This window comes from Pseudomonas sp. LF-5 (assembly GCF_037626295.1).
Lineage (GTDB): Bacteria > Pseudomonadota > Gammaproteobacteria > Pseudomonadales > Pseudomonadaceae > Aquipseudomonas > Aquipseudomonas monsensis.
Genome location: NZ_JARKMT010000005.1, coordinates 313052 through 332183 on the forward strand (window position 1 = coordinate 313052; position 19132 = coordinate 332183).

Here is a 19132-nt window from a genome sequence, read left to right on the forward strand (position 1 = left end):
ATAATCGACTGGTTTTTTCAGGTCGATGTACAGCGCCAGACACCTCGGTCGGCTCCCTCTCCCTCCGGGAGAGGGCTGGGGTGAGGGTTGCTTTTGACGTTCGCGTAGGTCTTGATGTCGGCAACGCGTTCAGCCGGATGCTGAGCAGCGACGATCATGTAAGGGAAACACCATGGCCAATCACTATCGCGAACTGCTAACGACCCCAGGCGCCATCGGGTTAGTGCTCGCGAGTTCTATCGCGCGCTTGCCACAGGCAATGATCGGCATCGGCATCATCACCATGCTGGTGCAGCAAACCGGTGTGTACTGGCTGGCCGGTGCCGTCGCCGGGACTTTCACCCTGGCCAATGCGTTGCTCGGCCCACACATCTCCAGACTGGTTGATCAGCATGGCCAGAGCCGCGTGCTACCCGTCGTCACGGCGTTCAGCATTGCCATGTTGCTGGCACTGATCCTCGCGGTTTACATGCGGGCACCGGCCGCACTGCTGTTTGTTCTAGCGGCGCTGGCGGGGACGATGCCGAGCATGCCGTCGATGATCCGCGCCAGATGGACGCAGTTGTTCCGGGGCAAGCCGCAATTGCACACAGCGTTCTCGCTGGACACCGTCCTCACCGAGCTGGCCTATATCGTCGGCCCGCCACTGGCGATCGGTCTGAGCGTGAGTTTTTTCGCCGAAGCCGGGCCGCTGGTTGCGGTCGGGTTGTTGGCTATTGGGGTGACCGCGTTTCTGCTGCAACGCCAGACTGAACCTAAAGTTGTCGTGGGTCACGCCAGCCATAGCGGTTCAACCCTGCTGATCCCCGGCGTTCGCACCATTGTCCTCGCGTTGTTGGCGATGGGCGTCATTGGTGGCGCAATCGATGTCGCGGTCGTCGCCTTCGCCAATGCGCAGGGCTGGCCAGCGTCGGCGACCTTCATCCTTGCTGCCTATGCGTTTGGCTCATTGGTGGCGGGCCTGACGTTTGGTGCATTGCGGGTTTCCCTGGCGATTGAAAAACAGTTTCTGGTCGGGATATTGGTGACGGCGTTCACCGGTTTGCTGCCTGTTTTTGCAACGGATGTTTATGTGCTGACAGCGGCGCTGTTTATCGCGGGCATCTCGTTTGCTCCGACGATGGTCGTGGTGATGAAAATGGGGACGATCATTATTCCTCCGTCGCGGATCACCGAAGGGCTGACGTGGATGACCACGGGTATCAGCATTGGCGTTGCGCTAGGCGGCATGCTGGCGGGGCTGGTGATTGATGCGTGGGGCGCGCGGGCAGGGTTCGGCGTGGCGATTGGTGCAGGGTTGATGATGGTGGTGGTTGTGCTGGTGGGGTTGCGGACATTGGAGGCGGCTTCGGTTGCGCATGTTGAGCCAGAACTTTCGCCCTCACCCTAACCCTCTCCCCCAGGAGAGGGGACTGAATGGGGGATGCTCAATAGATACGCCGACCTGAACGTGCGGTACCGAATCCATAATCGCCACGATGTTTCAGGTCGATGTTCAGCGCCAGACACCTCGGTCAGCTCCCTCTCCTGGGGGAGAGGGCTGGGCGGGCGGCGTTCCGATGAGGGGAACGGGGTTCACTCAACCCTCAATCTGGCGCAGCCGCTTGTAAAGCGTATTCCGACTCACCCCCAACCGCCGCGCCAAATGGGAAATATTCCCCCCGGAAGCCTTCAGCTCCCGGTTCAAGGCTTCAACATCATTCAGAGCCAGCCCCAACGGCACCGCGCTCTCAACCGGCTCCATCTCCAGATCAACAAAAAAATCATCCGGTAAATGCTCAGGCCTCACCGGTTGCTCCTCAGCCATCGCCAGCGCCACTTGCATCACGCTGCTGACTTGCCGCAAATTCCCCGGCCACGGATGACGACTGAACAGCTCCAGCACTTCCTGGCTCAACCCCGCCCATTGCGTCGGCTCACGATGCTGTTCCCACAGTCGTTTAAACAATGCCTGCTTATCACTGCGCTCGCGCAGCGGCGGCAGTTCCAGGGTCAAACCGCCAATGCGGTAGTACAAATCCTCACGAAACCGGCCCAATTGCACCTGCTCGCGCAACGAACGGTTAGTCGCCGAGATAATCCGCAAATCCACCGGGAACAACTCGCTGCTACCCACCGGCTGCACGCAGCGCTCTTGCAGAACCCGCAATAACCGCGCCTGAGTCGGCAACGGCATATCGCCGATTTCATCAAGAAACAACGTGCCTTTATCCGCCTTGCGAATCAGCCCGATGCTGCCTTTCTGATTAGCACCGGTGAACGCGCCTTTCTCGTAGCCGAACAGTTCGGACTCCACCAGTTCGGCGGGGATCGCCGCGCAGTTGACGGCAATGAACGCCTGTTTGCTACGGGAGCTGGCCTGATGCAGGGCTTTGACGAAGACTTCCTTGCCGACGCCGGTCTCGCCGTGAATCAGCAGCGGAATATCCTTTTCCAGCAAACGCTCAGCCTGACGCACGGCTTTTTCCACGCGACTGTCGCCGAAGTGCAAGGTATTGAGGCTGATCGCGTTCGACGTTCTAACCGGTGGTTCCGCACGTTTCGGCTCGGCAAACACCCGCGGCTGGAGCGGCGCCTGTTGCGGCCGCTTCAACAGACACTGAAAACGGTTACGCCCGGAGGTGTGCAAAGCGAACGGCAAGCCATCCGGCTGATTGAGCAACTCCAGCAGCGACACCTTGAACAGGCTTTCGACGCTGACCCGCGACAGGCGCACACCGAGCAGATTGTCGGCGCGCCGATTGGCCGACAGCACCTGACCGTTCTCATCAAAGATCAACAACCCCGCCCACTGACTGTCGAGGTTGTTCAACCCGGTGTTGAAGGTCAGTTGAAAATGCTGGCCGTGGAACAGGTTGAGAATCAGCCGGTTTTCCACGGTCTGGCTCATCATCTTGACCATGCCCAGGGTGTGCGACGGCGGCAGGTAGCTGTCGCTGGACACGTCGAGCACCGCGATGACTTTGCGCTCGGCGTCGAAAATCGGTGCGGCGGAACCGGTCATGAAACGGTTGGCCTTGAGGAAGTGCTCGTCGTGCTCGATATGCACCGCCTGTTCGCAGGCCAGCGCGGTGCCGATCGCGTTGGTGCCGCTTGAGCGTTCCCTCCAGCTCGCGCCGGCCCGAAACCCCCGCGCCAGATTCGGTTCGATAAAGCGTTGCGTGCCCCACGACGTCAGCACCTGGCCCTGATTGTCGGCGAGCATGATCAGGCAATTGGAATTACTCAGGATGTTTTCGTAATAGGGCAGGACTTCCTGATGGGTGGTCTGCACCAGCGCATGGTGACTGTCGAGCAACTGCGCGATGCCGGCGGCAGGCAGTTGATCGAAGGCCGGGGTGCTGTGGTGGTCGAGACCGAAGGCACGGCAACGTTGCCAGGACGTCTGGACGATCGCGTCGTGGGACAGCGGCGGGGCAGGTGCGGCCATGGCGGGTCAGCCTCTGATGCAGCGTTTTTATTGTTGTTATGAACCCAAATCCCGAGAACCACACAGATCAACTGTGGGAGCGAGCTTGCTCGCGAAAGCGTCGTATCAGTCACCGAATCGGTTGAATGACACACCGCATTCGCGAACAAGCTCGCTCCCACAGGATCTCCGGTGTTCACCGAAATGAGTTCATAGAGTGTTGTTCACTATTGTTCATTGTCAATCGCTCAACTGTTCAAATGTGTTCAGCAATGAACGCCCGTTCGCCACGTTTTCGCCACTTTTCACGACAAATCAACCACTTGCCATTTCTGGCACGAATGTCGCTCTGATGCACAGGTCGCTTGACTCCAATAATAAAAAGGCCGAGCCATGTCACTCACCCTGGAGCACGTCAGCCGCACCGTCGAGGGCCAGACCTGGATCGACGATGCCTGCCTGAAATTCGAACCCGGTTCGTTCAACGTTTTGCTTGGGCGCACGCTGTCCGGCAAAACCAGCCTCATGCGGTTAATGGCCGGGCTGGACAAGCCCGACAGCGGGCGCATCCTGATGAACGGCGTCGATGTCACCCAGCGCCCGGTGCGGTTGCGCAACGTGTCGATGGTCTATCAGCAGTTCATCAATTATCCGACCATGACCGTGTTCGAGAACATCGCCTCGCCCCTGCGTCAGGCCGGGGTCTCGAAAGAAATCATTCAGAGCAAAGTGCTGGAAACCGCGAAGATGCTGCGCATCGAGAAGTTTCTGCAGCGCTATCCGCTGGAACTCTCCGGCGGCCAACAGCAGCGCACCGCCATGGCCCGCGCGCTGGTCAAGGATGCCGAGCTGATCCTGTTCGACGAGCCGCTGGTCAACCTCGACTACAAGTTGCGCGAGGAACTGCGTCAGGAAATGCGCGAGCTGTTCAAGGCGCGCCATACCATCGCGATCTACGCCACCACCGAACCCAACGAAGCGCTGGCACTCGGCGGCACCACAACCATTCTTCACGAAGGCCGGGTGATTCAGAGCGGCCCGTCGACTTCGGTCTATCACCAGCCGCAAACCGTGTTGGCGGCGGAATTGTTCTCCGAACCACCGATCAACCTGATGCCCGGACGCATCGCCGGCAACGAAGTCAGCTTCGCCAATTTTGTGCACTTCCCGTTGAACGTCGATCTGCGCCCGGTGGGTGAGGGCGAGTTCCGCTTCGGCGTGCGCCCCAGCCACATTTCGCTGGTGCCGAGCAACGATGACGATCTGGAACTGGCGGTCACCGTCGAAGTGGCGGAGATCAGCGGTTCGGAAACCTTCCTGCACGTGCGCAACGAGCATTTCCTGCTGGTGCTGCACCTGCCGGGTGTTCACGAATACGACGTCGATGCGCCGATCCGCATCTACATCCCGACCCATAAACTGTTTGTGTTCGATGCGCAGGGCCGTCTGGTGCAAGCACCGGGCCGGCGTGTCGCGAGGGTTGCCTGATGGCCGAAATCCGTTTGCAGCACCTCGCCCACAGCTACAGCAAAACCCCGAGCGGGGCGGAGGATTATGCCATCCGCGAGATGGATCACGTCTGGGAGCAGGGCGGCGCCTACGCTTTGCTCGGGCCGTCGGGTTGCGGCAAGTCGACGTTGCTCAACATTATTTCCGGCCTGCTCAGCCCCTCGCAGGGCCATGTGTTGTTCGACGGCAAAGCGGTGAATGACCTGACGCCGGAGAAGCGCAACATCGCCCAGGTTTTCCAGTTTCCGGTGGTGTACGACACCATGACGGTGTTCGATAACCTCGCCTTTCCGCTGCGCAATCAGGGCATGGCCGAGGCGAAAGTGCACAGCAAGGTGCAGGAAATTGCCGAAGTCCTCGACCTGCAAAACCTGCTGAGCAAAAAGGCCCGTAACCTCACCGCCGACGAAAAACAGAAAGTCTCCATGGGCCGTGGTCTGGTGCGTGACGACGTCTCGGCAATCCTCTTCGACGAACCGCTGACGGTGATCGACCCGCACCTGAAGTGGAAACTGCGGCGCAAGCTTAAGCAGATCCACGAGCAATTCAACATCACCATGGTCTACGTCACCCACGATCAACTGGAAGCCTCGACCTTCGCCGACAAGATTGCGGTGATGTACGGTGGCCAGATCGTCCAGTTCGGTACGCCAAGGGAATTGTTCGAGCGGCCGAGCCACACCTTTGTCGGCTACTTCATCGGCAGTCCGGGGATGAACCTGATCGACGTGCAGCCGCAACCCGGCGGCGTCGGTTTCGCCTCGACGCACCTGCCGTTGTCCGACGCCATGCAATGGCATATCGAGCACGGTCAGTGGAAAAATCTGAAGGTCGGCATCCGCCCCGAGTTCATTCATGTGTGGGACGAGCCGTTTGATGACGCGATGCAGGCCCGGGTCGTACACGTCGAAGACCTCGGCACCTACAAGATCATGACCCTCGACCTCGATGGCGCGCCGCTCAAGGTGCGCCTGACCGAAGACAAACCGGTGCCGCAGGGCACGGCGTACATCAGTTTTCCAGCGCAGTGGTTGATGGTCTATGCCGATGAATTTCTGCTTGAAGCCGGTGATGAGGTGCAGCCATGAACAAGGTGCAGAACAACAAGGCCTGGTGGCTGGTGTTGCCGGTGTTTCTGCTGGTGGCCTTCAGTGCGGTGATCCCGATGATGACCGTGGTCAACTATTCGGTGCAGGACATCTTCGACCAATCCAGCCGCTACTTCGTTGGCGCCGATTGGTACAAGCAAGTGCTGCTCGATCCACGTCTGCACGACTCGCTGCTGCGCCAGTTCATCTACTCCGCGTGCGTATTGCTGATTGAAATCCCGCTGGGCATCGCCGTCGCCCTGACCATGCCGACCAAGGGCCGCTGGTCGTCGGTGGTGCTGATCATTCTGGCAATCCCGCTGCTGATCCCGTGGAACGTGGTCGGCACGATATGGCAGATTTTCGGCCGCGCCGACATCGGTCTGCTCGGTTCCAGCCTTAACGCGATGGGCATCAGCTACAACTACGCGGCTAACACCATGGACGCCTGGGTCACGGTGCTGGTGATGGACGTCTGGCACTGGACTTCATTGGTGGCGCTGTTGTGCTTCTCGGGTCTGCGGGCGATTCCCGACGTGTATTACCAGGCGGCGCGCATCGACCGGGCGTCGGCGTGGGCAGTGTTCCGCCACATTCAGTTGCCGAAGCTGAAAAGCGTGCTGCTGATCGCGGTGATGCTGCGCTTCATGGACAGTTTCATGATCTACACCGAGCCGTTCGTGCTCACCGGCGGCGGGCCGGGTAACGCCACGACGTTCTTGAGCCAGACGTTGACGCAGATGGCGGTAGGGCAATTCGACCTCGGTCCGGCAGCGGCGTTTTCGCTGGTGTACTTCCTGATCATCCTGTTGGTTTCGTGGCTGTTCTACACCGCCATGACCCATTCCGACGCCAACCGCTGAGGGCCCGGCCATGAGCAAGAGAAAGCTGATTCCGCTGCTGGTGTACATCCTGTTCCTGCTGGTGCCGATCTACTGGCTGCTGAACATGTCGTTCAAGAGCAACACCGAAATCCTCGGCGGGTTAACCCTTTTCCCTCAGGACTTCACGCTGGCGAACTACAAGGTGATCTTCACCGATCCGAGCTGGTACAGCGGCTACATCAACTCGCTGTACTACGTCAGCCTGAACACGGTGATCTCACTGAGCGTGGCGTTGCCGGCGGCGTATGCGTTTTCGCGTTATCGCTTCCTCGGCGACAAGCACCTGTTCTTCTGGCTGCTGACCAACCGCATGGCGCCGCCGGCGGTGTTTCTGCTGCCGTTCTTCCAGTTGTATTCGTCGATCGGGCTGTTTGACACGCACATCGCCGTGGCACTCGCGCACTGCCTGTTCAACGTGCCGCTGGCGGTGTGGATTCTCGAGGGCTTCATGTCCGGCGTGCCCAAGGAAATCGACGAAACCGCCTACATCGACGGCTACAGTTTCCCCAAGTTCTTCGTGAAGATTTTTATCCCGCTGATCGGCTCCGGCATCGGCGTGACGGCGTTTTTCTGCTTCATGTTTTCCTGGGTCGAACTGTTGCTGGCGCGCACGCTGACCTCGGTGAATGCCAAGCCGATTGCCGCCGTGATGACGCGCACGGTCTCGGCCTCGGGCATCGACTGGGGCGTGCTGGCGGCGGCGGGGGTGTTGACTATCCTGCCGGGCATGCTGGTGATCTGGTTTGTTCGCAACCACGTGGCCAAGGGCTTTGCCCTCGGTCGGGTCTGAGGAGCTGATGATGGAATGGATGAGCTGGACTACACCTACCGCAGCTTTCTTCATCGTCATCGGCCTGATTCTGGTTGGTATGACGACATGGGAGTTGCGCTCGCCGAGCATCCTGCGGCGAGGTTTTCTGCCGATTGCCACCACCCGTGGCGATCGCTTGTTCATCGGTCTTCTCGGCAGCGCCTACCTGCATTTGCTGGTGATCGGCGCCACCGACTGGAGCATCTGGGTGGCGTCCGCGTTGTCCCTGGTGTGGCTGTTGGCTGTGATGCGTTGGGGCTAGTCGAGTCGTTCGGCAACGCGGCTCCACAACTTAAACAGGAGGTCTCTATGTTCGACAAAAACAATAAGCTGCGACATAGCATTTCATTGGCAGCCATGCTGGCACTCAGCGGTTTGAGCGCCGCCGCGTGGGCGGATGCCTACGAAGACGCGGCGAAAAAATGGATCGGCAGTGAATTCAAACCGTCGACCCTGACGGCGGAGCAGCAACTCGAAGAACTGAAGTGGTTCATCAAGGCCGCCGAGCCGTTTCGCGGCATGGAAATCAAAGTGGTTTCCGAGACCCTGACCACCCACGAATACGAGTCCAAGGTGCTGGCTAAGGCTTTCACCGAAATCACCGGGATCAAGCTGACCCACGACCTGCTGCAAGAAGGCGACGTGGTGGAAAAAATGCAGACGGTGATGCAGTCGGACAAAAACATCTACGACGGCTGGGTCAACGACTCGGACCTGATCGGCACGCACTTTCGCTACGGCAAGACCGAGTCGATCACCGACCTGATGGCCAACGAAGGCAAGAACTTCACCTCGCCGACCCTCGACATCAAGGACTTCATCGGCATCTCGTTCACCACCGCGCCGGACGGCAAGGTTTATCAGCTGCCCGACCAGCAGTTCGCCAACCTTTACTGGTTTCGCGCCGACTGGTTCGAGCGTGCCGATCTGAAAGCCAAATTCAAGGAAAAGTACGGCTACGAATTGGGCGTGCCGGTGAACTGGTCAGCCTATGAAGACATCGCGAAATTCTTCAGCGAAGACGTCAAGGAAATCGACGGCAAGCGCGTCTACGGGCACATGGACTACGGCAAGAAAGACCCGTCGCTGGGCTGGCGTTTCACCGATGCCTGGTTCTCCATGGCCGGTGGCGGCGACAAGGGCCTGCCCAACGGTTTGCCGGTGGACGAGTGGGGGATTCGCGTCGAGGACTGCCATCCGGTCGGTTCCAGCGTGACCCGTGGCGGCGACACCAACGGTCCGGCGGCGGTGTTCGCCACCACCAAGTATGTCGACTGGCTGAAGAAGTACGCGCCACCGGAAGCGGCAGGCATGACCTTCTCCGAATCTGGTCCGGTGCCATCGCAGGGCAACATCGCCCAGCAGATTTTCTGGTACACCGCGTTCACCGCCGACATGACCAAACCGGGCCTGCCGGTGGTCAACGCCGACGGCACGCCGAAATGGCGCATGGCGCCGTCGCCGCGCGGACCGTATTGGGAGGAGGGCATGAAGCTTGGGTATCAGGACGTGGGGTCGTGGACGTTCATGAAATCCACGCCTGAGAAACAGAAACTCGCGGCGTGGCTGTATGCGCAGTTCGTCACCTCGAAAACCGTTTCGCTGAAGAAAACCATTGTGGGCCTGACGCCGATTCGCGAGTCGGACATCAACTCGCAGGCGATGACCGATCTGGCGCCGAAGCTCGGTGGCCTGGTCGAGTTCTACCGCAGCCCGGCCCGCGTGCAATGGACTCCGACCGGGACCAACGTGCCGGACTATCCGCGTCTGGCGCAATTGTGGTGGAGCCACATCGCCGAAGCGGCCAGCGGCGAGAAGACTCCGCAGCAGGCGCTGGATGGCCTGGCCAAGGATCAGGACGCGATCATGACCCGCCTCGAACGCTCCAAGGCGCAAGCGGTGTGCGCACCGAAAATGAACCCGGAACGCGACGCGCAATACTGGTTTGATCAACCGGGTGCACCGAAACCGAAGCTGGCCAACGAGAAGCCGAAGGGCGAGACCGTGAGCTACAACGAACTGCTGAAATCGTGGGCGGATGCGCGCAAGTGATAGTGGCGCGGTGAAAGGCAAACGGCACCGCAAGGTGCCGTTTTCATTTGTGCTTGATCGACCGCCATCGCTGGCAAGCCAGGCTCCCACAGGTTTCTGTGGTGTGCACAAAACTCTGTGTACACGCAATTCACTGTGGGAGCTGGCTTGCCAGCGATGGGGCCATTGGTGTCGCCACAGGAAAGCCCAAGCGGAACACGGTCATGGCGCCGGGCAGGCTTTTCACCTCCGCCACCCCCTGATGCAGGCTCATGATCGAGCGCACAATCGCCAGCCCCAGCCCGGTGCTGCCCTGCGAACGCGAGCGGGCGCTGTCGACGCGGTAGAAACGATCGAACAGATGCGGCAGATGCTGCGCCTCGATCCCTGCCCCCGGATTGCTCACCAACAGCGAAGCCTGTGTCGCGCCTTGCTCGATCAGCAACGTCACGGTTTTCCCCTCCGGGCAGTGGCGCAGCGCATTCGACAGCAAATTGGAAACCGCCCGCTGAATCATCAACCGGTCACCCTGCACCGACGCGCTACCCACGACGTTCATGTGAATATTCTTTTCCTGCGCCGACAACGAAAACATTTCGGCCACTTTTGCGACCTCAGCCTCCAGCGCCACCGATTCAAACGGCGCCAGCGCCGACGGATGACTGACTTGCGCCAGAAACAGCATGTCCGAAACAATCCGCGCCACGCGCTCCAGCTCCTCGGTGCAGGACACCAATACGTCCTTGTATTCCTCGGTTGTGCGTTCGCGGGACAAGGTCACCTGGGCTTTGCCCATCAGATTGTTGATCGGCGTGCGCAGCTCATGGGCCAGGTCATCGGAGAACTGCGACAACTGCTGCACCCCGGCATCCAGCCGATGCAGCATGACGTTGATGCCCTGGGCCAGTTCGCTCAATTCCTGTGGCATGTTCACCACCGACAGCCGATGGTCCAGGTCCTGGGTCGAGACCATCGCCGCCACTTTGCGAAACTCGCGCATCGGCGTCAGGCCGCGCTGCACCGCACCCCACGCGGTGAGGCCGATGAACACCAGCAACAGCGGCAGGGCAATCAGCGTAGAGCGCAGATAGGCGCTGAGCAAGGCCTGATCGTGGGCGTTGTCCATCGACAGCAACACCGGCACGCGGCTGCCATCCTTGAGCCGAATCAACTTCGATGCGGTAAGGAATTTCGCCCCCTCGGCATCGGTACTGTCGCTGTAGGTCAACTGATCGGTCGCCGCTCGCACTGCCCGCAATTCGACCCGCGGATCCCTCAGCCCGGAGCCGGCTTTGAGCAATGGCGAACGCAGGTTCAAGCGGTCATAAATGGTCAGCGTCAGGTTGTCATGGCCCATGACCTGATCGAGCAGAATGTGCGGCTTGCCACTGACTTCCTTGGCGTCGACGTACAGCGACAGGCTGTGCTCCACCTGCGCCATCTTCTTTTGCAGGCTGTCGCGCGACAGCGCGTTGAGCTCATGGGTCAGGGCGAAATACGCCAGGATCGCCAGAAACACCACCAGCATCGCGCCGAGCGTACTCACCGTCAGACCGAGGCGCATCGACAGGCTGGCCGGCTTCATTCCCGCGCCTCCAGCACGTAACCGACACCGCGCAGGGTATGGATCAGCTTGTGCTCGAACGGGTCGTCGATTTTTGCCCGCAAGCGGCGGATCGACACTTCGACCACGTTGGTGTCGCAATCGAAGTTCATGTCCCACACCAGCGAGATGATCTGCGTGCGGGTCAGCACCTCGCCGGACTGGCGCATCAGCAGGTGCAGCAGGGCGAACTCCTTGGTGGTCAGGTCGATGCGCTGCGCGCCACGAAACGCCCGATGGCGGCCCGGATCGAGTTCCAGATCGGCGACTTTCAGTACCTGCGGCACCGGGATGTTTTCGCTGCGGCGCATCAAGGTGCGCACCCGCGCCAGCAGTTCGGGAAACTCGAACGGCTTGACCAGATAGTCATCGGCGCCCAGGTCCAGACCACGGATCTTGTCCGCCAGCCGCCCGCGCGCGGTGAGCATCATCACCCGCGTTGAGTGGGTGCGGCGCAGTTGTTCCAGCACGCCCCAGCCGTCCAGTTCCGGCAGGTTCACGTCGAGAATGATCAGGTCATAAGTCTGCTGTTGCGCCAGATGCAATCCATCGGCACCGGTGGCGGCGTGGTCAACGATATAACCACTTTCGGTCAAACCCTGATGCAAGTATTCGGCAGCTTTAAGCTCGTCCTCGACGACAAGGATTCGCATGATCTATCACCACTTTTATTTAATGGATATTTAATTAAGGTGGCCGGGAAAGTTATTGTTTTTGTAAGGTCTTCCGGACGTTGTTCTATAACGATAAGAAGCTCCTCACCCTAACCCTCTCCCAGAGGGAGAGGGTTAGGGTGAGGGGCTTCAGAACTGCACCGACGTGGAACATCTTTACGGAATCCATAGTCGACTTGATTTAACAGGTCGATGGAAAGTGTCATACACCTCGGTCGGCTCCCTCTCCCCCGGGAGAGGGCTGGGGTGAGGGGAAGTCCGGACAATAAAGGCTGTATTGGCTACAGGGTCAACCGCCAAGCGCTTTAAAACGGTGCTCTGCGACAGCCGGTCGCAGCACAAGCCACAAAATCCTTATGAGTTTGATTCCCGCAAGTGCTGTTCAGCAGATAACTATTGTGTTTTTGTTTCGATGTATTTCGATAGAACCGTTTGCACTTCGCATCCTAGAACAAAACAACTTCGGCAAACCGTGGATAACGGATTTGTAATCTTCCAGTCACCTTGTCGATAAGTTCAAAACTCTACCGTGGCGGCATCAAAGATTCTTGATTAAAGGAAGTCTTCCATTGCCCGGTTTAACAGAACTGATGGCGCGATCACGCCTGAAAAAAATAGCCAGCGGCATTCTGTTGCTGGCCACTGCAAACCTTGCGGTTGCATCGACCCTGACTCTGGAGCAGGCCCTGCAAACGGCCTTCGCCGGCAACCCGGATCTGGCCGCTGCGCAGTGGGAAATCGGGATTGCCGAGGGCGATCGCCAGCAGGCAGGCCTGATCCCCAACCCCGAGGTGTCGTGGGAGGCTGAAGACACCCGGCGCAACTCGCGCACCACCACGGTGATGCTCAGCCAGCCGATCGAACTGGGCGGCAAACGCGGCGCCCGCATCGACGTCGCCAGCCGCGCGCAGGACGCTGCCGGCATCGAACTGGAGCGCAAGCGCAATGCCTTGCGTGCCGATGTAATTCAGGCGTTCAACAGTGCGCAGACCGCGCAGCAGCGCTTGCAGCTGTCCCGGCAATCCCTGCAATTGGCCGAGCACGGTGTGCGCGTAGCCCAAGGGCGCATTGAGGCGGGTAAATCGTCGCCGGTCGAGGGCACGCGGGCGCAAGTGCAGCTCTCGGAAGTGCGCCTTGAACTGAGCCGAGCCGAACGCGATCAGGCCACCGCGTACCAACAACTGGCGCAGGTCATGGGCGCGCCGTTGCCGACGTTGACCAAGGTGCAGGTACCCACGCAAAGCATGCCGGCCGTTCCACCTCCGACAAAATTGCTCGAGCGTCTGAACGAGACCGCCGAACTGCGTCTGGCCACGTTGCAGATTGCGCAACGCGAAGCGTCGCTGGGCCTGGAAAAGTCCCAGCGCATTCCCGACCTCACCGTGAGTATCGGCAGTCAGTACAGCGAAACCGAGCGCGAGCGGGTCAACGTGGTCGGACTATCGATGCCGATCCCGCTGTTCAACCGCAATCAGGGCAACGTGCTGGCGGCGGCGCGGCGCAGCGATCAAGCGCGGGATCTGCGCAACGCCACCGAGCTGCGTTTGCGCACCGAAGTCCAGACCAGCCTCGAGCAATGGCAGACCGCCAACGGCGAAGTCAAAGCCTTCAATCAGACCATCCTGCCCGCAGCGCAAAGTGCGGTGGACAGCGCCACCCGTGGTTTCGAAATGGGCAAGTTCGGCTTCCTCGATGTGCTCGACGCCCAACGCACGTTGATCGCTGCGCGCAGCCAATACATCCAGGCCGTCAGCGAGGCGACCGACGCCCGCGTGCGCCTCGAACGGATCTTCGGCGACCTCAGTGTCAGCCCTTGAATTTGACTTTTCACATCACTGCGCGCAGGCACGGCGCAGAGGAGTTTGCATGGATAAAAAACTGATGGTGGTCGCGGTGGCGACCCTGGCGCTGGGCATTGGCATCGGCTCGATGTGGGCGGGCAATGCACCGCTCGAGGCTCACGCCGATGAGGCGGCAGAACATGCGGATCACGCCGAAGAAAACGCGGCAGCCGAAGGCGAGCATGACGAAGAGGGGCATATCGAATTGAGCGCCGAGCAGATCACCTCGGCGGGCATTCAACTGGCCGAGGCGCAGGCGCAGCGCTTCAGCCTCGGCCTGTCGTTCCCCGGTGAAGTGCGTTTCGACGAGGATCGCACCGCCCACGTTGTGCCGCGAGTGCCGGGAGTGGTCGAGTCGGTGGCGGTCAACCTCGGGCAACCGGTGAAAAAAGGTCAGTTACTGGCGGTGATTGCCAGCCAGCAGATCTCCGATCAGCGCAGCGAACAGGCGGCTGCGCAACGCCGTCTGGCCTTGGCGCGGACAACCTACGAGCGCGAGAAAAAACTCTGGCAGGACAAGATCTCCGCCGAACAGGATTTCTTACAGGCTCGCCAGGCACTGCAAGAAGCGGAAATCACCATGAACAACGCCCGACAGAAAATCAGTGTGCTCAGCGGCAGCGTGGTCGCCAGCGGCGGCAATCGCTACGAACTGCGCGCACCGTTCGACGGCGTGGTGGTGGAAAAACACCTGACACCCGGCGAGGTGGTCGATGAAAGCACGGCTGCTTTCACCCTGTCCGACTTGTCCCGTGTGTGGGTCACGTTCGGTGTTTCACCCAAGGACTTGACCAAGGTGCAGGTGGGCAAACCAGTCACCGTCAGCGCGCCTGAACTGAAAGCCGAAGTGACTGGCAACGTGGCCTACGTCGGCAGTCTGCTCGGTGAACAGACCCGCACCGCGACCGTTCGCGTGACGCTGGAAAACCCGCAGGGCTCATGGCGCCCGGGGCTGTTCGTCAGCGCACGGGTAGCCACCGACAGCCGCGAAGTGAAAGTCGCTGTGCCGGAGACCGCGATCCAGACCGTCGAGGACAAACCTACGGTGTTCGTCCGAACCGATGATGGCTTCAAGGCGCAAGCGGTGGAGCTGGGCGGCCGTGCAGCCGGCCACGTCGAAATCACTCAGGGGCTGGAACCGGGCGCGCAAGTCGCCAGCGCCGGCAGCTTCGTCCTCAAGTCGGAGCTGGGCAAAGCCTCGGCCGAGCACAGCCATTAATTCTGGAAGGTCCTCATGTTCGAACGCCTGATCCAGTTTGCCATCGAGCAGCGCATCATTGTGCTGCTCGCCGTTCTGCTTATGGCCGGCCTCGGCATCGCCAGTTATCAAAAGCTGCCGATCGACGCCGTGCCCGACATCACCAACGTCCAGGTGCAAATCAACACCGGCGCCGCCGGATTTTCGCCGCTGGAAACCGAGCAGCGCATCACCTTCCCGATTGAAACCGCCATGGCCGGTCTGCCGGCACTCGAACAGACCCGTTCGCTGTCGCGTTCGGGGCTGTCGCAAGTGACGGTGATCTTCAAGGACGGCACTGACCTGTTCTTCGCCCGTCAATTGGTCAACGAGCGTTTGCAGATCGCCAGGGAGCAATTGCCTGAAGGCGCAGAGGCGGTGATGGGGCCGATCTCTACCGGGCTCGGCGAGATTTTCCTGTGGACGGTTGAGGCGAAGGACGGTGCGCTCAAGGACGACGGCACCGCGTACACGCCGACCGATCTGCGGGTGATTCAGGACTGGATCATCAAGCCGCAACTGCGCAACGTCCCGGGCGTGGCCGAGATCAACACCATCGGTGGTTTCGCCAAGGAATATCAGATCGCGCCGGACCCGAAACGCCTGGCCGCGTACAGGCTGACCCTCACCGATCTGGTCACCGCGCTGGAGCGCAACAACGCCAACGTCGGCGCCGGTTATATCGAGCGCAGCGGCGAGCAGTTGCTGATCCGCGCACCGGGGCAAGTGGCGAGCACCGAGGACATCGCCAACATCGTCATGGCCAACGTCGACGGCACGCCGATCCGGTTGAAGAACGTCGCCAGCGTCGAAATCGGCCGTGAATTGCGCAGCGGCGCGGCCACCGAAAACGGTCGGGAAGTGGTGCTGGGCACCGTGTTCATGCTGATCGGCGAGAACAGCCGTACCGTGTCGCAAGCGGTCGCGAGCAAGCTCGAACAGATCAATAAATCCCTGCCCCAAGGGGTGATTGCCGTGCCGGTGTATGACCGCACGCACCTGGTCGACAAAGCCATTGCCACGGTGAAAAAGAACCTCGTTGAAGGCGCGGTCCTGGTCATTGCGATTCTGTTCCTGTTCCTCGGCAATATCCGTGCGGCGCTGATTACCGCGATGGTGATTCCGCTGTCGATGCTGTTCACCTTCACCGGCATGTTCAGCAACAAGGTCAGTGCCAACCTGATGAGCCTCGGCGCGCTGGACTTCGGGATTATTGTCGACGGCGCGGTGGTGATCGTCGAAAACACCCTGCGCCGCTTGGCCCATGCGCAGCAGCATCACGGCCGCTTGCTGAGCCGTGCCGAGCGTTTCAGGGAAGTCTTTGCCGCAGCGAAAGAGGCGCGGCGGCCGCTGATTTTCGGCCAGTTGATCATCATGGTGGTGTACCTGCCGATCTTCGCCCTGAGCGGCGTCGAAGGGAAAATGTTCCACCCGATGGCGTTCACCGTGGTCATCGCGTTGCTCGGTGCCATGTTGCTTTCCGTAACCTTCGTGCCGGCGGCGATTGCGCTGTTCGTCACCGGCAAGGTCAAGGAAGAAGAGGGCGCGGTGATGCGTGGCGCGCGCCGGGTGTATGCGCCGGCGCTGGCGTGGGTGATGAGTCATCGGGCAATCGCAGTGGGCGCGGCGTTGGCCGTGATCGTGCTCAGCGGCGTGCTCACCAGTCGCATGGGCAGCGAGTTTGTGCCGAGTCTCAGCGAAGGCGATTTTGCCCTGCAAGCGTTGCGCGTGCCGGGCACCAGCCTGACGCAGTCGGTGGACATGCAGCAGCGGCTGGAGACCTTGATTCTGGCGAAAGTGCCGGAAGTCGAACGTGTCTTTGCCCGCACCGGCACCGCCGAAATCGCTTCCGACCCTATGCCACCGAACATCTCCGACAGTTACGTGATGCTCAAACCCATAGACCAATGGCCAGACCCGAAAAAGTCCCGTGAAACCCTGATGGCTGAACTGCAAGCCGCTGCCGCGACGTTGCCGGGCAGCAACTATGAACTGTCGCAGCCGATCCAGTTGCGCTTCAACGAACTGATCTCCGGCGTGCGCAGCGATGTCGCGGTCAAGGTGTTCGGCGATGATATGGATGTACTCAACGCCACGGCGGCGAAGATTGCGGCAGCGATGCAGAAGGTCAGCGGCGCGTCTGAAGTGAAGGTCGAGCAGACCACCGGGTTGCCGGTGTTGACCATTAACATCGACCGCGACAAGGCGGCGCGTTATGGCCTCAACGTTGGCGATGTGCAGGACACCATCGCCGTCGCAGTGGGCGGGCGTCAGGCCGGCACCTTGTACGAGGGCGATCGGCGTTTCGACATGGTGGTGCGCTTGTCCGATGCCATGCGCAAGGACATCGACGGCCTGGCGGCGTTGCTGATTCCGGTGCCGGCGCTGAGCGGTGCGGCGAATCAGATCGGTTTTATCGCGCTGAAGGACGTCGCCAGCCTCGACCTGGTGCTCGGGCCGAATCAGGTCAGCCGCGAAAACGGCAAGCGTCTGGTGATCGTCAGCGCCAACGTGCGCGGGCGCGATATCGGTTCGTTTGTCAGCGAGGCCGGTGAGGTGATCGAGCGCGATGTGCAGGTCCCGGCCGGTTACTGGACCCGTTGGGGCGGGCAATTCGAGCAACTGCAATCGGCGGCCAGGCGCTTGCAGATTGTGGTGCCGGTGGCGTTGCTGCTGGTGTTCGGGTTGCTGTTCATGATGTTCAACAATCTCAAGGACGGCTTGCTGGTGTTTACCGGGATTCCGTTTGCCTTGACCGGCGGCGTCATGGCGCTGTGGTTGCGCGATATTCCGTTGTCGATTTCGGCTGGCGTGGGGTTTATCGCATTGTCCGGGGTGGCGGTGCTCAACGGGTTGGTGATGATCGCGTTCATTCGCAATTTGCGTGAAGAGGGAAGGTCGCTGGCGGAGGCGATTAATGTCGGCGCGCTGACGCGTTTGCGGCCGGTGTTGATGACGGCGCTGGTGGCGTCGCTGGGCTTTATTCCGATGGCACTTGCGACAGGCACCGGCGCGGAAGTGCAGCGGCCGTTGGCGACGGTGGTGATTGGCGGGATTCTGTCTTCGACGATCCTCACGTTGCTGATCTTGCCTGCGCTGTACCAGATCGCCCATCGCCGGGATGAGGACGCCGTTCCAATTCAATAGTTAATCCCCCTGTGGGAGATAACGGATATGTAATTTCCCCGCCACCGTCACGAAAGGTGCGCCTTGTTACCTTGATCCCGTCAGTTACTTAAACGAGGAATCAAAGATGAAAGTCGTACAGATGGGTGCTTTTGTTGTGGCGTTGGCGATCTCTTCCGTGGCCCTGGCCGAAGGCGGCGGCGACCGCACGTTCGAGCGGATGATGACCAGCCACGACCGCTCTATGGAACTCTTCGTCGCCAAGGAAAAAGCCGCCGGCAACCCGGTAGTCGTCAACGACAAGAAAGATGACATAACCCGCGATCTGTAAGCCTTCTGCACCTGAACAAGCCCGATATCGCGCATCGATGCCGGGCTTTTTTTACGCCCGGACGGGAAGGAAAGAGATATGAAAGTACTCAAGTTGATCGCATTCGCTGCTGTCATGGCGATGTCTGTGAATGTGCTGGCCGAAGGCGGTGGTGACCGCACCTTTGAACGCGCGCTCAGCGCCAACAGCAAAGCCATGGAACAGTACGCCGCCAACCAGGGCAAAGCACCGCCGGTGGTGAAGGATTACACCTACGGAATGAAGCTGGACGTGGCCAAGGTGGTGAGTGTTGTGAAGCCGCAGCCTGCGTGCAAAGTGGTGCCCACCGCGATGACCTACGAGGACTCCAAAGGTCTGCTCAATACCATCAAGTACAACGTGATGGGCGTGTGTCGAAACGGCGGTAGCTGAATCTGTAACGTCTGAACGCGGTCCCCTGTAGGAGCTGCCGAAGGCTGCGATCTTTTGATCTTGATCTTAAAAATCAAAGTCAAAAGATCGCAGCCTTCGGCAGCTCCTACAGGGCCGAATTTCAATATCACGATGCGTATTTCAATTCGTGATGTTTAAAGGCTGTGTTGGAAGTAC

At 60.1% G+C, this 19132-nt stretch carries 15 protein-coding genes; 12 read left to right on the forward strand and 3 right to left on the reverse strand.

What is annotated here, in order from left to right:
- The first annotated feature begins 172 nt into the window (after window positions 1-172).
- The gene (locus PseuLF5_RS17915; RefSeq protein WP_340134183.1) at window positions 173-1390 is read left to right on the forward strand and encodes an MFS transporter; all 1218 of its coding nucleotides are present in this window, start codon (window positions 173-175) and stop codon (window positions 1388-1390) included.
- 189 nt (window positions 1391-1579) lie between these two features.
- Here the strand turns inward: PseuLF5_RS17915 and PseuLF5_RS17920 are convergent, their stop codons facing one another.
- Window positions 1580-3430: a sigma-54-dependent Fis family transcriptional regulator gene (locus PseuLF5_RS17920; RefSeq protein ID WP_340134185.1), complete on the reverse strand. Its 1851-nt coding sequence runs from the start codon at window positions 3428-3430 to the stop codon at window positions 1580-1582.
- 372 nt (window positions 3431-3802) lie between these two features.
- Between PseuLF5_RS17920 and PseuLF5_RS17925 the strand changes: the two genes are divergently transcribed.
- The 6 genes from PseuLF5_RS17925 to PseuLF5_RS17950 are packed head-to-tail and all read left to right on the forward strand — an operon-like array spanning window position 3803 to window position 9753.
- The gene (locus tag PseuLF5_RS17925; RefSeq protein WP_123462433.1) at window positions 3803-4897 is read left to right on the forward strand and encodes an ABC transporter ATP-binding protein; all 1095 of its coding nucleotides are present in this window, start codon (window positions 3803-3805) and stop codon (window positions 4895-4897) included.
- Window positions 4897-6006: an ABC transporter ATP-binding protein gene (locus PseuLF5_RS17930; RefSeq protein ID WP_340134187.1), complete on the forward strand. Its 1110-nt coding sequence runs from the start codon at window positions 4897-4899 to the stop codon at window positions 6004-6006. Before PseuLF5_RS17925 ends, PseuLF5_RS17930 begins: the two co-directional genes overlap by 1 nt.
- Window positions 6003-6869 (forward strand): carbohydrate ABC transporter permease, encoded by an 867-nt coding sequence (locus PseuLF5_RS17935; RefSeq protein ID WP_007912484.1) that lies wholly within the window; start codon window positions 6003-6005, stop codon window positions 6867-6869. Before PseuLF5_RS17930 ends, PseuLF5_RS17935 begins: the two co-directional genes overlap by 4 nt.
- Before the next feature lie 10 nt (window positions 6870-6879).
- Window positions 6880-7680, forward strand: a complete 801-nt coding sequence (locus tag PseuLF5_RS17940) for a carbohydrate ABC transporter permease (RefSeq protein ID WP_123450806.1) — start codon at window positions 6880-6882, stop codon at window positions 7678-7680.
- Window positions 7681-7690: 10 nt separating this feature from the next.
- Window positions 7691-7963 (forward strand): DUF2160 domain-containing protein, encoded by a 273-nt coding sequence (locus PseuLF5_RS17945; protein WP_007912485.1) that lies wholly within the window; start codon window positions 7691-7693, stop codon window positions 7961-7963.
- Between the two features lie 47 nt (window positions 7964-8010).
- A complete protein-coding gene (locus tag PseuLF5_RS17950) occupies window positions 8011-9753 on the forward strand; it encodes an ABC transporter substrate-binding protein (RefSeq protein ID WP_123462437.1) in 1743 nt (580 codons plus the stop codon).
- Between the two features lie 130 nt (window positions 9754-9883).
- Here PseuLF5_RS17950 and PseuLF5_RS17955 read toward each other — a convergent pair whose 3' ends face one another.
- Window positions 9884-11317, reverse strand: coding sequence for a heavy metal sensor histidine kinase (locus tag PseuLF5_RS17955; protein WP_340134189.1), 1434 nt, complete (start codon window positions 11315-11317; stop codon window positions 9884-9886).
- Window positions 11314-11988, reverse strand: a complete 675-nt coding sequence (locus tag PseuLF5_RS17960) for a heavy metal response regulator transcription factor (RefSeq protein ID WP_128614809.1) — start codon at window positions 11986-11988, stop codon at window positions 11314-11316. Before PseuLF5_RS17960 ends, PseuLF5_RS17955 begins: the two co-directional genes overlap by 4 nt.
- Window positions 11989-12578: 590 nt before the next feature.
- Between PseuLF5_RS17960 and PseuLF5_RS17965 the strand changes: the two genes are divergently transcribed.
- The 5 genes from PseuLF5_RS17965 (at window position 12579) to PseuLF5_RS17985 (ending at window position 18955) form a co-directional block, all read left to right on the forward strand.
- On the forward strand, window positions 12579-13826 hold the full coding sequence (locus PseuLF5_RS17965) for a TolC family protein (protein ID WP_340134190.1): 1248 nt from the start codon (window positions 12579-12581) through the stop codon (window positions 13824-13826).
- Window positions 13827-13875: 49 nt separating this feature from the next.
- Window positions 13876-15069 carry an efflux RND transporter periplasmic adaptor subunit gene (locus PseuLF5_RS17970; RefSeq protein WP_340134192.1) on the forward strand — a complete coding sequence of 398 codons (1194 nt, stop codon included), beginning with the start codon at window positions 13876-13878 and terminating at the stop codon, window positions 15067-15069.
- Window positions 15070-15084: 15 nt separating this feature from the next.
- Window positions 15085-18234, forward strand: coding sequence for a CusA/CzcA family heavy metal efflux RND transporter (locus PseuLF5_RS17975; RefSeq protein ID WP_340134193.1), 3150 nt, complete (start codon window positions 15085-15087; stop codon window positions 18232-18234).
- Window positions 18235-18340: 106 nt separating this feature from the next.
- The gene (locus PseuLF5_RS17980) at window positions 18341-18544 is read left to right on the forward strand and encodes a co-regulatory protein PtrA N-terminal domain-containing protein (RefSeq protein WP_340134194.1); all 204 of its coding nucleotides are present in this window, start codon (window positions 18341-18343) and stop codon (window positions 18542-18544) included.
- A gap of 78 nt (window positions 18545-18622) precedes the next feature.
- Complete coding sequence (locus PseuLF5_RS17985; RefSeq protein ID WP_340134195.1) at window positions 18623-18955, forward strand: DUF2790 domain-containing protein; 333 nt, start codon at window positions 18623-18625, stop codon at window positions 18953-18955.
- Window positions 18956-19132: the final 177 nt, after the last annotated feature.

Bases quoted from the DNA above. Each gene is read 5' to 3' on its own strand.
- PseuLF5_RS17920 (WP_340134185.1), bottom strand. From the start codon at position 3,430: ATGGCCGCACCTGCCCCGCCGCTGTCCCACGACGCGATCGTCCAGACG.
- PseuLF5_RS17955 (WP_340134189.1), bottom strand. From the start codon at position 11,317: ATGAAGCCGGCCAGCCTGTCGATGCGCCTCGGTCTGACGGTGAGTACG.
- PseuLF5_RS17915 (WP_340134183.1), top strand. From the start codon at position 173: ATGGCCAATCACTATCGCGAACTGCTAACGACCCCAGGCGCCATCGGG.
- PseuLF5_RS17925 (WP_123462433.1), top strand. From the start codon at position 3,803: ATGTCACTCACCCTGGAGCACGTCAGCCGCACCGTCGAGGGCCAGACC.
- PseuLF5_RS17960 (WP_128614809.1), bottom strand. From the start codon at position 11,988: ATGCGAATCCTTGTCGTCGAGGACGAGCTTAAAGCTGCCGAATACTTG.
- PseuLF5_RS17950 (WP_123462437.1), top strand. From the start codon at position 8,011: ATGTTCGACAAAAACAATAAGCTGCGACATAGCATTTCATTGGCAGCC.
- PseuLF5_RS17985 (WP_340134195.1), top strand. From the start codon at position 18,623: ATGAAAGTACTCAAGTTGATCGCATTCGCTGCTGTCATGGCGATGTCT.
- PseuLF5_RS17940 (WP_123450806.1), top strand. From the start codon at position 6,880: ATGAGCAAGAGAAAGCTGATTCCGCTGCTGGTGTACATCCTGTTCCTG.
- PseuLF5_RS17970 (WP_340134192.1), top strand. From the start codon at position 13,876: ATGGATAAAAAACTGATGGTGGTCGCGGTGGCGACCCTGGCGCTGGGC.
- PseuLF5_RS17975 (WP_340134193.1), top strand. From the start codon at position 15,085: ATGTTCGAACGCCTGATCCAGTTTGCCATCGAGCAGCGCATCATTGTG.
- PseuLF5_RS17945 (WP_007912485.1), top strand. From the start codon at position 7,691: ATGGAATGGATGAGCTGGACTACACCTACCGCAGCTTTCTTCATCGTC.
- PseuLF5_RS17935 (WP_007912484.1), top strand. From the start codon at position 6,003: ATGAACAAGGTGCAGAACAACAAGGCCTGGTGGCTGGTGTTGCCGGTG.
- PseuLF5_RS17980 (WP_340134194.1), top strand. From the start codon at position 18,341: ATGAAAGTCGTACAGATGGGTGCTTTTGTTGTGGCGTTGGCGATCTCT.
- PseuLF5_RS17930 (WP_340134187.1), top strand. From the start codon at position 4,897: ATGGCCGAAATCCGTTTGCAGCACCTCGCCCACAGCTACAGCAAAACC.